This is a genomic window from Spirosoma sp. SC4-14 (assembly GCF_037201965.1).
Taxonomy (GTDB): domain Bacteria; phylum Bacteroidota; class Bacteroidia; order Cytophagales; family Spirosomataceae; genus Spirosoma.
In genome coordinates this window covers 4,405,867-4,420,268 of the sequence record NZ_CP147518.1, presented here as the reverse complement: position 1 = coordinate 4,420,268, position 14,402 = coordinate 4,405,867, and the positions used below count along the sequence as shown (strand labels likewise).

Genomic DNA, 14,402 nt, shown 5'->3' with positions numbered 1-14,402 from the left:
TGTCTTGCCTGTCACCGACGCGATTCGTTAATTGTTGCATTATTTTTCGTTAAATCTGCGTATCATTGATACTGCATGTTACGACGATCAATCTCTGCTGCGCTACTTCTGCTGTCGTTTGGAGCGAAGAGCCAACTATTGCCCATTCTCGACCAGAATCCGGCCAGCCTGCACTGGTACCGGCTAACAACACCGCACTTTCGGGTACTATACCCGCAGGGGCTCGATTCAACCGCCCAGCGAACGGCCCAACGGCTCGAAAGTCTGTATGAACCGGTCAGTGCGTCGCTGCAAAAGAAACCCCGGCGAATTTCGCTGCTGCTTCAGAATCAGACAACCAATAGCAATGGCTTTGTGACGCTGTTTCCGCGTCGGTCGGAGTTTTATGCCGTGCAGCCGCAGGACCCCGGCTTGCTCGGAACCTTAAACTGGCTCGATCTGCTGGCCGTTCACGAATACCGCCATGTGGTGCAGAACGATAAGGCACTTCAGGGCTACGGTCGCTTTTTTTATACAGTGTTTGGCAACACCGGACTATTTCTCCCTTTATTGACGGTACCTGACTGGTTTGCTGAAGGCGATGCCGTTAGTACTGAAACATTACTGAGTAGCAGCGGTCGGGGACGGATTCCGAATTTCGATCTGGGGATGCGGGCGAATCTGCTGGCGGGCGACCGGTTCGATTATGCCAAAGCCGTTTGTGGATCTTATGAGGATAATGTGCCGAACCATTACGTACTGGGCTATTTCCTGACCACGTACCTCAAACGGACCTACGGCCCTGATGCCTGGAGCCGCGTGCTGAATCGGAATTACCATCGGTTTCCGTGGCCATTTGCGTTTTCGGCCAGTATTAAAGAGGAAACGGGCCTTCGGGTGGAAGACCTCTATCGGAAAACGATGGACGACGTTACCGAAACCTGGCAGAAACAGCAGCAACAACTGACAACTACGCCCGCTGCATCGTTTAGCGTAACACCTGAAAAGGCGCAGAAAGCTATTTTCACGAATTACCAGCATCCTCAATATCTGACCGATTCCACCATTTTGTGCGTGAAAAGCGGGTTAGGCGATACACCCCGGCTGGTCGTTCTATCGAAAAACCAGCCAGAGAAAACCATTTTTGTACAGGGCTTTCCGAATGATCCAAATATGCTGTCGGCAACGGCTACGAAAGTCTGCTGGATTGAGTTTGGGTATGACCCGCGCTGGAGTCAGCGAATTTATTCGAATATTCGATTGCTTGATCTAAAAACCGGCAAATTCACCCGTCTGACGCATCGCGCCCGCTACACGGCCGTGGCGCTCTCGCCCGATAACTCGAAACTGGTGGTAGTCGAAAATACGGAACGTTACAAAACACAGTTGAAAGTACTCGACGCGAAAACTGGCAAACTGCTTCGATTGCTGCCAAATCCCGACAACGAATTTTACCTGCATCCGCGCTGGCAAAGCGATAACCAGACCCTTGTGGCCGTTGCGTTGAAAAACGGAAAGAAAACCATTCAGACCATCGATGCCAGCACGGGCGAACAAACCGATTTGTTGCCGCGTGTAAACGAAAACTTAAGTAATCCACAGCCGTGGGGGCAATATGTGTTCTATAACTCTCCCCGAACGGGCATCGACAATATTTATGCGGTCGATGTGCGAAGTAAAGCCGTGTTTCAGGTTACGTCGCGGCCGTTGGCGGCCTATCATGCGGCTGTATCGCCATCGGGCAGGCAACTTGCTTTCGAAGATTTCACGGCACGCGGGTTTCGTATTGCCGATATGCCGCTGAATCCGGCCGACTGGAAAGCCGTTTCGGTCAATCCCGTAGCCGAAGGCCAAACACAACCCGTTCGCTTTTTTGGTTCGCTGCCGCAACTGGAACCGGGTTCCGTTCAGGGACGGCAAATTTTGGCCGATTCGCTGCCGTCGACTTCCCTGTACCGACCCTCGCGGTTTCGTCGATTGCTCCATGCCGTTAATATTTACAGTTGGGGGCCAACCCTGAGCAGTTCGGGGCAGGCGTTGTCGGTTGGCATTACATCGCAGGATTTGCTGAGCACGACCCAGATTGGAGCAGGGTATATGTTTAACCAGGCCGAGCGGACCGGCAATTTTTATGCGAATCTGAGCTACCAGGGCTTATATCCAATTATTGACGTAAGCTTTCAGAGCGGTAATCGGAGCACATTGGGATACATCGATCATGCACCGCCTGCCGACAGTTTGGTTAATGACCGTTGGCACTATAACCTGTTGGCGGCAGGTTTTCGGCTCCCCTTACAACTGACTAATTCACGCTACAGTCAAACTATTAACCTGTCAGCTTATTACAATTATTTGCAGGTTACGGGCTACGATTTGCCTCGATACAATCTGGCAGAGGTTGGGCCGGCTGGGTCGTTGAATGCGCTTACCTATGGATTTACCTATTCGCGGCTGTTGCGGCAGAGCAAACGCGATGTAGCTCCGCGCTGGGGGCAGACACTTTCGGCTAACCTGCGGACAACGCCTTTTGGTGGCCAACTGAACGGCGAACAATGGGGTGTACAGGGGAATATGTTCCTGCCCGGATTAGGAAAGCATCATTCGCTGCGACTCCGGGCGGGCTATCAGCATCAGAATGGTAACTATCAGTTCGGAGCCGTAATCTTTTATCCACGTGGTCAGGCTTATGTGGGCGACGATAAAATTGCAGCCGGAACCATTGAGTACCGGCTACCCATTGCCGACATGCACTGGTCGCTGGGGCGATTGCTGTATGTGCAGCGGATAAAAGCGGGCGGGTTTTTCGATATGGCTAATGGCCAGAGTCTGGTCCAGGTTCGGGATGTGTATGGTCGGTTGCGAGGCTACGAAACCCAGCGTCATCAATACCAGACAACGGGTCTCGATGTGTCATTTGTCTTCAATGCGCTTCGGTTACGCACCCCGCTGGAAGCCGGTTTCCGAACCATCTATAACATTACCAACGGCCAGATCCTCGTCCAACCGCTGGTGATCGATATTGGGTTTTAGTATTTGGTTTACGGTTGCGCTGCATCAAAGCTAGCTGTCAGGCGGAGCAACCGTAAACCGAATACCGTAAATCATAAACCGATCTTCACCAACGCACGCTCAGGCGCACACCGCCCATACCATTGCGGGCGGGGGCTGCGTTGTAGAAACGGTTGCCAACGGCATTGAGGTCGTAGCCCAGCGAGTAGGTTTGGTTCAGGAGGTTGTCGCCACTGGCGTATAGGTCGAGCGCCCAGTGCTGGCCCAATGTTCGGCGGTAACCAATGGTTGCCTGCAACAGCCGGGTTGGGTCCGACATAACCGTGTTCGCATCGGTAAGCGGAAATTCATTCAGATACTGGAATGTCACGTGAGCATAGAGCCCCAGCCGGGTTTCGGCATCGATCCCCGTAACCAGTGTGGTCGGTGCTACGCCCGGAACCCGATTGTTCGATAAATCGGTGGTTCCCTGCTGATAATCTTTGAACCGATAATTCGTGAGCGTTAGGCTATGCCAGAGCCGTAGTAGCGAAAATAGTGACGTTGGCGACGATGGGGTTATGAAATCATAGGTTAACTGAGCTTCCAGTCCTCGCTGATCGGTTCGACCGGCATTGACAAAATATTCAGCGCCTGTCGCATCGGACCGCCGAACAATGGTTTGGCGCAGGTAGAACTGATAAGCGGCCATATTGAACCCGAGGTGTCCGTTCAATAGGGAACCACGTAGACCAACCTCATAGTTGATGCCCCGTTCAGGATTCAGAGTGGCATTAAAACCTCCGGCCGATGGTCGTACTTCCTGACTCGATGGCGCCGAATAGCCCGTGCTGATGCTGGCAAATGCCGACAGGTTCTGACCAAAGGTGCGCAACAACGCTACACGTGGTAACCAAACCGGCGAGAACGTTCGCCGGATGGTGGTGGCCGGTAGTGCCCCCGCCGACTGAACCGGGAACCGCGTAAAATCGTATCGGACGTCGTTGCGGCTTAAGCCTGCCGTAAGCCGGAAATGGACTGGTAATTCTACTTCGGCCTGCGCAAAAAGAGTTGTCTGTCGGGCAATCAGTTCTTCATCGGTCTGAATAGTGTCGGGAACACCCCCCCGGTTGCCAAAATTGCGATCTACCGTGAAATTGCGCAGCAGTTCGGCACCTACGGTAAACGTTGTTGGCAGTGGACCATTCGGAAGGCGAATCTGAGTAATAGTGCGACCACCCAGCCCCTGATCGGCTCGTTTTTCGTAGTTTGTGATAAACGGATTGGCAAAGTCGGTAGTCGAGCCATACAGAACGGTAGTGTTCTGGATGCGATCATTCCAGCGGTATTCGTGCGAAATGCCCAGATACCCAACTTTCTGATAAATACCCGCGTGTTGTGCTGCACTGCTGGGTAGTGTTGCCGTTGCGAGCCGGGAAGCCCTCGGATTGGCCCGATATTGCGCTTCGTTCAGTCCGCCCGGTGTTTGATAATGCAGATCAGAATACAAACCCAGTAATGATACCGTACGTTTAGGGCTGACCTGAAATGAACCGATCAGGCTGAGGTTATCGCGAACCATTGCACTCTGGTCGCGGTAGCCATCCGATTGCAGGTGATTATAGTTGACGGCAATGGCCGAATTGTTCTTGCCCGATTGCACAGCAATACCATTGCCATATAGGCCGTAGCTACCTCCCAGCGCCGATAGCTCGACGTTGGTTTTTCCGGCCGGAACGCCGAGACCGCTAAACAAAATGGTGCCGCCTGTTCCGGCTCCGTACAAACTGCCCGATGGCCCTTTGATTACTTCAATCCGACCCAGAGCCCGAATGTCGAGTGCATTGAGTGGGGTGTTGCCACCTGCATCGGTGAGGGGCAGCTCGTTCCAGTAGGTCTTAACATTGCGAACTCCAAACGGCGATCGGATGGCGCTCCCCCGAATGGCAAGCCGATAGCTACCGGGTGACCGTTCGTCGGCGCGTACGCCCGGTAGCGTATTCATGGCCGGAATAATGGTAGGGGTGCCAAATCGCTGGTTGAGGTCACGGCGGGTGAGCAGACCAATGGAGGCTGGAGTCTCCAAAAGTCGACGATTCGACGCATAGCCGCGCACAACCACTTCATTGATTTGTAGCGTATCGTCCAGCGCCGATGCGGTTGGCGTTGTTTGAGCAAAAAGTGACGTAGTGGTACTGAACAGGAAGACCGTAAGAACGTAGCGATGTAGCATAGTGCTAAGCGAAGGAAGGCAACAGGATTATAGGGCCCAAAAAAACACGCTGCAAATGTCCGAAATTCAATTTATAGTTTTCAGTTTATAGTTTACTGTTTTCCGAAGGAGTTATGTTCTAAACAAGCGGAGCACTGAAAACTGTAAGCTGAAAACCTATTCCGGCTCAATATGGACCAGTACATCATAAACCGCTGGTTTGGCATCCATAATAGCGGCTTTAACCGCGTGAGCAATGGCATGGCCCTGTGTTACGGTTAAGTTGCCGGGAACTGTTACGTGTAAATCGATGAAATACTCAAATCCGGTTTTACGTACCCTGAATTTTTCAATTCCTCTTACCTGCGGAATGGTCAGGGCAATAGTTTTGAGGTCCTGTTGCCAGTTGCCAGCTGGTGTTTCATCCATAATTTCGCCAAAGGAAGGTCGGAAAATATGGTATGCATTGAAGACTATAAAACCCGACGCAAACAAAGCGGCCCAGTCGTCGGCACTTTCGTAGCCAGGACCGCCAATCAACGCAATCGAAATACCAACAAAGGCCGTTAATGAGGTAATGGCATCGCTGCGATGGTGCCACGCATCGGCTTTTACGGCACTACTTTCTACCTCTTCGCCCACTTTCGAAATACGTCGAAAGAGTACTTCTTTCACCAGAACTACCCCCGCCAGCACGACCAGCGTAAACGGAGCCGGAATTTGGTGCGGAGTCTGAATATTCCGAATACTTTGAACCGCAATCAGGATGGCCGCTCCCACAAGAGCCATCGATACCAAAATGGCGGCCAGCGGTTCGGCTTTCCCATGTCCGAATGGGTGATTTTTGTCGGGGGCTTTTGCCGCTGTTCGGAGACCAATCCAGACAAACAGCGAGGTAATAATGTCGGTAGCCGACTCCATAGCATCGGCAATCAACGCATAGGAGTGGCCAAGCCAGCCCGCCAGTCCTTTTACAAGAACCAATCCGATGTTGACCAGAATACCGGTGATTGTGGTTTTTTCGCCCCGTTTTGCCTTGTGGGGTTCCAGCGCCGATGTTTCCATGCAGGGGTTGTTTTATAGAGATAACATCATTATTAGACAAAATGCATGGATGCGGGGCTTATTTTTTTTACTGAATGAGATGCGCCGAACCGTTTACTACCAGATTTCCGCCTGACACAGCCAAAATCTTCCGGCAACTCAATTGTTACTAATAGTCTGGTATGTTCAATTTATATTTCACCGAACGTTCTATGGATGATGTTTATTCGGATAGTTTTATTACTGAATGGGCTGATTTTGTGTCAGAATATGTTGGCTCAATCGCCCGTAAGTGGTTCGGGTAGTTTACAGTCGGGTGGACGAACGCGTACGTTTCGGTTCCATTTACCTTCCAGCCTTCCAAACGACAACTTACCCGTTTTGCTGGCGTTTCATGGCGACGGTGGTAGTGGAGCCGGATTTGAGGCCTATGCCGGTTTCGATGCGGTGGCTGATGCGCAGCATTTTATTGTTGTTTACCCGGATGCGGTTGCCGTAGGCGGAAGTATTCAATTTAACAAATATGCCGATAATGCACCGGGATTTGGCTCGGCTGGCGATGCTAATGGCCCGAATCCGCCCGACCCGAACGCCCCCGATGATGTGTTGTTTACATCGGATCTGATCGATTATTTGTTTCAAAAATACCGGATCAACCGCAACCGCGTATATGCGACAGGGCATTCGGGCGGGGGCTTTATGTGCTATTATCTGAGTCTGGCGCTGCCCAGTAAGATTGCTGCGTTTGCACCCGTTGCGGCTAATTTGTGGGGTAATAATAGTTTTTTGTCGAGCTATTTTACCGCTACGAAATTTAAGCCTGTGCCGCTTCTGCACATCCATAGTAAAGGTGATCCTACGGTTCAGTCGCCCATTGTTCCGTATCCGCAAACGCCCGGTTTTGTCTGGCCGCTATCGAACTACAGCTATTTCAATTGCGGAAATGGTAGTACTTATACCACAACCGCCTTTGCCCCAAATGTAGACTCACTTACGTTTTGCGGCTCCGGAACAAAAGTGGTGATGCTCATGACCAAGGATGCGACGCACGGCTGGAGTTCGCTTTTTACTGTGCCACAAACGATCTGGAATTTTGTTAAAGGCTTTCAGCTAACGACCTATCCGGAGGTTGATAATCACCTGAAAGTAGATCAGTTTGGGTATGTACCACGAGCCCGGAAAGTAGCCGTTATCAGTAATCCGCAAACCGGTTATAATGCTTCAGAGCCGTTTTCGCCCTCTACCTACTACCAAATCCGAAACGCTACCGATAATTCGGTTGTGTTTCGGGGAACGCCAACAGGCTGGAATGGCGGTGCAACCCATGCCCAGTCGGGCGATAAGGCGTGGTGGTTCGATTTTTCGTCAGTACAACAGGCCGGTAGCTACTACGTATACGATTCGTTGCGTAACAAACGGTCGTATACGTTCGACATCGGGAACGACGTTTACCGAAACGTACTGAAACAGACCACCCGGGTTTTCTTTTACCAGCGAAGCGGTTTTGCTAAACAGACACCCTATGCCGAAAATCCCTGGACCGACGGCGCGGCTTTTCTGGGAACGCAGCAGGATACCGATTGCCGACTGGTAACGAATACGAACGCATCGACGTCGAAGGATCTGCGAGGAGGCTGGTTCGATGCAGGCGACTATAACAAGTATGTTCCGTTTACTTACGGTCCGCTGATCGACCTGTTGCTGGCCTATCAGGATAACCCCGCAATCTGGACCGACGATTTTGACATTCCAGAATCGGGTAATGGTGTTCCCGATCTGCTCGACGAAGTGAAATGGGAACTCGACTGGCTCCGGCGGATGCAACAGGCCAACGGGTCGTTGCTGCATAAAGTATCGGTAACCGATTTTAGTGCCACATCGCCCCCCAGTGCCGATACGCACTACCGTCGCTACGGCGCGGCCAGTACCGATGCCACCGCCACGGGTGCTGCGGTGTTTGCCTTAGCGGCCATTCAGTTTAAGGCCTTGAGCGATCCGGCCAAAAAACGATACGCCGATACCCTGCAAACGGCCGCTATCAATGCATTTAGCTGGGCCAGTTCGAATCCGAATGTTACGTTTTCGAATACCGGCTTTCAAAGTGCCGACGCTACGATCGACGCCAATAGCCGACTGGCCCGGCGAGTGGCGGCAGCCGCGTTTCTGTTTGTGCTGACGGGCAACACGACCTACCGAACTTTTTTTGACGCCAATTACAGCCAGGTTCACCTCATTCAGTGGAGTTATGCCTATCCGTTTGAGGCTACCTATCAGGATGCACTGCTCTACTATGCCCGCGCTACGGGGGCGACCGCCAGCGTGAAAAACGCCATTCTGACCACCTATACGAACAGTATTAAAACTGACAATACTGAAAACTTACCGGCCTACCTCAACCAGTCCGATGCCTACCGGGCCTATCTGGCCGACCGTAACTATACCTGGGGAAGCAACGAAACCAAGGCCCATCAGGGGAATATGTTCTTTGCCATGAACAGCTATAACCTGGACAGTAACAATAAAACAAACTACCAGGATGCGGGTATGGGATTCCTGCATTATATGCACGGCGTAAATCCAACGGCTTATTGCTACCTGACCAACATGGGCGCGGTGGGTGGCGAGTTTTCAGATCCTACCATGTATCATAGCTGGTTTGGCGATGGTACCGTATTTGATTTCAATCCGCCACCGGGCTATTTGATGGGGGGAGCCAATCCAACCTATGCGCCCGATCCGGCCTATAACGGCCCACCCATTGTACCCCCACAGAATCAGCCGGTCCAGAAATCGTATAAAGCCTGGAATACCTCGTACCCCGAAAATTCGTGGCAACTGAACGAACCCGCTATCTACTCGCAGGCCGCCTATTTGCGGTTATTATCGCAATCGATGTGCTATACTGATGTTATCAGCAGTGTACAATCAGGTAGCTGGACTGATCCGTTTACCTGGTCGTGCGGGCGCATTCCGACCGCTGCCGACAACGTGCTGATTCAGGCCAATACGACCGTTTCTGTGAGTAGCAGTGTGCAGGCTAAACGCATAACCTTGCTGGGAACCATCAGCTATGCGAATGGCGGCAAGGTGGTGTTAGGCAACTAAGGGTGTAATTAAAAAACCGTACAAAATAGCAATATTGCCCCTAAATGAGGCTACCTACCGAATGTTGCCACCCGGATTGAGACCACTGGGAACACGAGTCGGAATGTACTTATCAAAGCCCGAATCGCTCAAGGCATTCAGGAATGAAATAAGATTCTCCTGATCGGCCGGGAGCAGCGCAATCCGCTGTATGTTTGCGTCTAATTGCTGCACACGCACGTGCGGGTTTTGTGAAAGAGGCTCACCGATATCGTCATAAAACTTGAGTACCTGCTTCAGCGTCTGAAAAACACCGCTATGCATGTAAGGCGCTGTTAGTCCGACGTTGCGTAGCGAAGGCGTTCGGAAGGCATAACTACCATCCGCACCCGCGTCAGAGCTAGCCAATCGGGTATTATCGGGCACCGACATAACATGCAATTTATAGTCGGAAAACATGGGGCCCGAATGACAAATGGGACAGCCTTCGTCCTTAAAAATTAGCATTCCCTGAATTTGCTGGTCAGTCAACGCCTTTTTATCTCCCTTTTGATACCGATCATAAGGTGAATTCATCGCCACTAAGGTACGCTCGAAGGTCGCAATAGCTATACCGATAGTAGTCGCTGTAATGGCCTGATCACTGCCAAAGACAGTCTGAAACAGTTGCCGATATTCTGTGTTTTTTGTCAATCGAGCCACTAAACTGTCTAACGTAATGGTTTCGGTATACGCATGACCACGCATTTCCTCAAATGTTGTTAGTGGGCCGATCAGTTGCTTTTCGAGACTTTTAGTTCGGGAATCCCAGAACATGGGAGCCGTCGACGCCACATAATTTCCACTTATATCCATGCCATTATAAGCCACGTTGAGTATGGTTTGGGTATTTCGCTTGGTTACAGGCACGTCGTTGGGCTTCAGAAACCGACGGTTTTGGCCGTAACCAACGGCATTGGTACCTAACGGCAGATCTAATCCATCCGTGTAGGCATTATTGGGGTGGTGGCAAGTAGCACAGGCTACGTCTTTATCACCCGACAGGATTGGGTCCCAAAACAAAGCCTGGCCAAGCAGAGCCGTATCATTGGTAATTAAGTTAGGGGCGACAATAGGCGGGCTAGAACTATCTGCTGCGGGCGCTATGGCCGTGGTAGATTCATCGTTTGTACAGGCTTGGATAAGCGCGATACAAAAAATAATTATCGATAGCAGGGCCAATAGCTTTTTGCGCATGGTCGGGTAGAATTGAGTACAAATAACTACTTATTACCGCCCATTTTCAGATGGATTCATCGTCGACCAACTAGCCATATGCATTTCCCCAAACTTATACCTGCTAGTTCAACGTGCATCATTACGCAGTCGGCGTTGGTTTAACACCCGCAACGGAAGAGCTGATATTAAAGAAAGTTAATGTTGTCGAACTTTCAAAAACTGGTAATATTGTCAACCGGTACCAAGCCGTCAGGTTGGCAATGGCAGAACAGACAATGGTAGCAAAAAATAGCGGATGCCAGTTTGTTGGTGACAGGCCCTAACGGACCCCCAAATTTTGCAATGAAAATATCCCTTTTTGTTCTACTTAGTGCCATCAGCCTGTGTAGGGTCTACGCCCAGTCAACAGCAGACTCAACAGTCAATCGAGCTAATAGTCTGAAAATTAATCCCCTGAGTCTTATTGTTGGCGACGTATCTGTGTTTTATGAACGGATGCTGACCAAACGTGCATCGCTGGTGGGTGGGGTGGGCTTCGGTTCGGAAACGTATGAATATCATGACGCCAACAACCCCTCGCCGAGATTATTTCACTATAAGCGGGTTACATTGGAATACCGGCACTATTTCCCTCGGCGTCCTTTTTCCCCTACTGGCTTTTACGCAGGCGTATACGGTCGCTATTCCGGGCTCACGCTCGACGACTATCAGTTCGACAATCAGGGTACTATTATTCGAGACCCGAGCGGTAAGTTAGTCAGGGCTATCCAGCAGCTTTACGTCTGGATGCCCGGCGCTATGGCTGGCGTACAGACAAGCACACCGCGAGTAGTGGTCGATTTGTTTCTGGGCCTTCACTATCAACTACCGACCAGCAGTCCCCCTCTCAAGGCAGTCCTGCCAGAACAGATGAGCCGGAAAGGGTTTACTCCCCGCTTTGGGCTGACCTTGGGCTATCGGTTTTGATGATAAGATCATGTAAGAGGATGTTATTATCAGCCGGGAAAAGGTTATTGCGTTTCGGTGCTGGTTAGGAGAATAGTCTGACAAGGGCAGGGTAGACCGAAACTCCGTCGAATGGCATCAAACGGCATCGCCTATAACGGCTTCCTGAATTCGCCAGGTAAGATTAGTTTAAAACACGACCCCCGTTTATTTAAATCTCCAGTTCAGGAGGCAACCTGCCAATTTATAGTATCTGGTTAACGTAATCAGCCCTATAGAATGGCTCTTTCGTTTTAAGTAGGAGTAACAAATCAAGAGCGGAACGGGGGAGCTTATAACTAACCAAATTTTATTAGAAAAAATTTGTAAGCATAGAAATTCTATGTATGTTTGCTATGCCTTGTGGTTCTATGTATAAAAACATGCCTGAATTTAACAAAGAGCTTATTGCGGCCACCCTGGTGCCGCTGGTGCTCACCATTCTGGCCGATAGCGAAAGTTATGGCTACGAAATTATCCGCAAAATACGCTTGTGTTCCCAAGGACAGCTTGAAGTAGCCGAGGGCACTCTTTATCCTGTGTTACGGAAACTTGAGCAGCGAGGGTTAGTGGAGACCCAATGGCGCACGGCGGAGAATGAGCGCCAACGAAAATATTACGCACTTAAACAGCAGGGGCGGGTGGTGCTCGAAGCTGAACGCGCCAACTGGAATATGATTAATCAACTCCTTCAATCGCTATGGACCACAAATCCCACTTTGACCTAACCCAGGCTACCCAAACTTGGCTTAGCCAACTTGAACAACGGGGCACTTTCACCAAAGATGACCTTCGGGAATTGCAAAGCCATTTATTGGATGGAATAGACGCCTTACAAACTACGGGTCTAAGTCAGCAAGAGGCTTTTCTAGTAGCGACCCACCGGGTAGGCCCCGTGGACGTTTTGGCCGAGGAATTCGGTAAACTAGGTCGGCCCGCACAGCCTCAACGGGAATCGGTACTGCTTCTGGTTGGTGTAATCAGTTTTATGCTGATCAAAAATATAGTTGCACTGGTGAGTGATTTTGGAGCCGTGGGATTGGCTCGCTGTTTGGGCGATTCGCTCCTAACCTCACTACTGGATATGAGCTTATCGCTCCTGTTACTAGGTGGGCTCTCGGTCGGCGTGAGTTGGTGGTTCAACGAGAGTGGGTGGCTGCGATCTTGGTTGTTTACTCAGCTCGATCAACGCCCCATCCGATTACTAATAGGAATGGTGGTCTTACTGGGTACCTCTGCTTTAGGGGCTTACATGGGCCACCATCAATTCGAAGCTTTGATAACCAAAACGAGCACGGATAGGTGGACGCACAACGAGTTTGGCCATGTTCATGCGCTTTTTTGGCGTGGCTTCTATTTAGTCTGGTTACTGATGCTTTTCCAGGTGGCGATAGGCTATCTATCTGCGGGAAGTCAAACCTTACTTACCTGGTTAAGGCAAGCGCCCGTAGGCTGGCTTCTTTTAGCTGGACTTTGCCTGTTTAGTTGCTGTTTAGGCATTAGTATTATGGGGATGCGCATCCTCTCCCCGGCCGATGGGACTCCGCACTTCTATGTGAGCGCAGCCCTGAGTGGCCTGCTCGGTGCCCTGGTGCTTAGCCGATCTCTACATTATCCGTTTTTGACTCGATTACTAGTCAGTGTTACCCCCTTATTGATCTGGTATCTTCTTGCCTTGGGAACTACCGTGCCCTTTGAAGAAAGGCCTTCTCGTCTGCTGGAGGACTTGTTCCCAGTAAAGTTTATTCTTTCTGGGCTAGTAGGCGGATTACTAGGGTTGTTTTTAGGCGGTCAGTCGAATCAGCGTCAGCTTCCATCTGAATCGGTTCGATAACATCAAGTGTGGACTTTGGTAGGTTGACCCCGCTACCGAGAGCGTTGCGAAGAATCCAGGAAAAACCTAGCTCTGTTGATGGATACTGTTAAACTAAACGAATGAAATGCGGCTATCAGAAACTGATCTGATAGCCGCATTTCATTTACCCTAAACTTTATTGTCCAATCATGGCAATAGAAATATTTATCAGTAGTGTAAAACGCCCATTTCAGGGCCAACCATAACTATCTTCTGACAATCTGCTTTTTTGAGGTCATCTAATTGTAAGTTCAGATTTTGATCTTGACCGGGCTGCCGACGGTCGGACCAGCCGGGGCGGTAGAAACACGGGCGTAGCCGAATAGCATAGTAGTATTTTAATAGAAGATGGGGACAAGCGAGTTTGAACAAGTAGCGGCTAACCATAAGCTATGTAAGAAAATGAGTAGGCCTGGGTTTGACTAACAAGCTATAGCCTTATGTGCAATTTTTGAGAAGATGCGACTAATAAGCTGTCAGTTGTATCTTCCTGAGAAACTACCATTTTGCTGTACCCTTACTATTATAAGCTGTCAGACTGGTCAAGCAGATAGCAAACTTGATCGAGTGAATTTTTATAGTTATCTTAGTGGAAAAATTCATTCTAATGGCCGCCAATTTGCCTTTCTTACCGCCTAATCAAGCCCTGCTACCCCGGCTCATGACCGAACAGGAGATCATCGTTCGCAGTCGACAAGGCGTGCTACGAGCGGAAGCTGACCGCGTAGCACGGTTAGTTGGCTTAACCGATAAAGAAATGGCTATTGCTTTAGGCTTATCAGCTTCATACCTGCATCGACTGAAAGTCGATCAACGCATTAGTCAGGATGCCTCCGAGCGACTGCTGCTGCTAGAGAACTTACTTCTACACATGTTAGATACCTTTGAAGGACGTGCTTCAACTGCTCTCAACTGGATGCGTGCCCCCTTACGTGAACTTGACTACCAAACGCCCCTTCAGACACTAGATACTGTTACGGGCTATACTTTGGTGGATCGGGTATTGGGTCGTATTGACTATGGCATCTTCGGATAAGC

At 50.3% G+C, this 14,402-nt stretch carries 9 protein-coding genes; 6 read left to right on the top strand and 3 right to left on the bottom strand.

Annotated elements, in window-relative coordinates:
* The first annotated feature begins 75 nt into the window (after positions 1 to 75).
* Positions 76 to 3,009 (top strand): hypothetical protein, encoded by a 2,934-nt coding sequence (locus tag WBJ53_RS18090; protein ID WP_338868652.1) that lies wholly within the window; start codon positions 76 to 78, stop codon positions 3,007 to 3,009.
* 85 nt (positions 3,010 to 3,094) lie between these two features.
* Here the strand turns inward: WBJ53_RS18090 and WBJ53_RS18085 are convergent, their stop codons facing one another.
* Together WBJ53_RS18085 and WBJ53_RS18080 are read right to left on the bottom strand one after the other, a co-directional pair.
* Positions 3,095 to 5,200: a TonB-dependent receptor gene (locus WBJ53_RS18085; protein WP_338868650.1), complete on the bottom strand. Its 2,106-nt coding sequence runs from the start codon at positions 5,198 to 5,200 to the stop codon at positions 3,095 to 3,097.
* A 156-nt stretch (positions 5,201 to 5,356) separates the two neighbouring features.
* Entirely contained in the window at positions 5,357 to 6,244 is an 888-nt protein-coding gene (locus tag WBJ53_RS18080) for a cation diffusion facilitator family transporter (RefSeq protein ID WP_338868648.1), read from the bottom strand.
* A 249-nt stretch (positions 6,245 to 6,493) separates the two neighbouring features.
* Between WBJ53_RS18080 and WBJ53_RS18075 the strand changes: the two genes are divergently transcribed.
* Positions 6,494 to 9,328 (top strand): glycoside hydrolase family 9 protein, encoded by a 2,835-nt coding sequence (locus WBJ53_RS18075; protein WP_338868646.1) that lies wholly within the window; start codon positions 6,494 to 6,496, stop codon positions 9,326 to 9,328.
* 54 nt (positions 9,329 to 9,382) lie between these two features.
* Here WBJ53_RS18075 and WBJ53_RS18070 read toward each other — a convergent pair whose 3' ends face one another.
* Complete coding sequence (locus tag WBJ53_RS18070) at positions 9,383 to 10,543, bottom strand: cytochrome c peroxidase (protein ID WP_338868644.1); 1,161 nt, start codon at positions 10,541 to 10,543, stop codon at positions 9,383 to 9,385.
* 324 nt (positions 10,544 to 10,867) lie between these two features.
* Here WBJ53_RS18070 and WBJ53_RS18065 point away from each other — a divergent pair, with 324 nt between their 5' ends.
* The 4 genes from WBJ53_RS18065 (at position 10,868) to WBJ53_RS18050 (ending at position 14,400) form a co-directional block, all read left to right on the top strand.
* The gene (locus WBJ53_RS18065) at positions 10,868 to 11,491 is read left to right on the top strand and encodes a hypothetical protein (protein WP_338868642.1); all 624 of its coding nucleotides are present in this window, start codon (positions 10,868 to 10,870) and stop codon (positions 11,489 to 11,491) included.
* A gap of 401 nt (positions 11,492 to 11,892) precedes the next feature.
* The gene (locus tag WBJ53_RS18060; protein WP_338868640.1) at positions 11,893 to 12,237 is read left to right on the top strand and encodes a helix-turn-helix transcriptional regulator; all 345 of its coding nucleotides are present in this window, start codon (positions 11,893 to 11,895) and stop codon (positions 12,235 to 12,237) included.
* Complete coding sequence (locus WBJ53_RS18055; protein WP_338868638.1) at positions 12,210 to 13,343, top strand: permease prefix domain 1-containing protein; 1,134 nt, start codon at positions 12,210 to 12,212, stop codon at positions 13,341 to 13,343. The genes WBJ53_RS18060 and WBJ53_RS18055 overlap by 28 nt, the downstream gene beginning before the upstream one ends.
* A gap of 628 nt (positions 13,344 to 13,971) precedes the next feature.
* Entirely contained in the window at positions 13,972 to 14,400 is a 429-nt protein-coding gene (locus WBJ53_RS18050; protein ID WP_338877204.1) for an antitoxin Xre/MbcA/ParS toxin-binding domain-containing protein, read from the top strand.
* Positions 14,401 to 14,402 lie beyond the last annotated feature (2 nt).

Coding starts and splice junctions, on each gene's coding strand:
- WBJ53_RS18075 (WP_338868646.1), top strand. CDS start 6,494: ATGTTGGCTCAATCGCCCGTAAGTGGTTCGGGTAGTTTACAGTCGGGT.
- WBJ53_RS18080 (WP_338868648.1), bottom strand. CDS start 6,244: ATGGAAACATCGGCGCTGGAACCCCACAAGGCAAAACGGGGCGAAAAA.
- WBJ53_RS18090 (WP_338868652.1), top strand. CDS start 76: ATGTTACGACGATCAATCTCTGCTGCGCTACTTCTGCTGTCGTTTGGA.
- WBJ53_RS18065 (WP_338868642.1), top strand. CDS start 10,868: ATGAAAATATCCCTTTTTGTTCTACTTAGTGCCATCAGCCTGTGTAGG.
- WBJ53_RS18060 (WP_338868640.1), top strand. CDS start 11,893: ATGCCTGAATTTAACAAAGAGCTTATTGCGGCCACCCTGGTGCCGCTG.
- WBJ53_RS18050 (WP_338877204.1), top strand. CDS start 13,972: ATGGCCGCCAATTTGCCTTTCTTACCGCCTAATCAAGCCCTGCTACCC.
- WBJ53_RS18070 (WP_338868644.1), bottom strand. CDS start 10,543: ATGCGCAAAAAGCTATTGGCCCTGCTATCGATAATTATTTTTTGTATC.
- WBJ53_RS18085 (WP_338868650.1), bottom strand. CDS start 5,200: ATGCTACATCGCTACGTTCTTACGGTCTTCCTGTTCAGTACCACTACG.
- WBJ53_RS18055 (WP_338868638.1), top strand. CDS start 12,210: ATGGACCACAAATCCCACTTTGACCTAACCCAGGCTACCCAAACTTGG.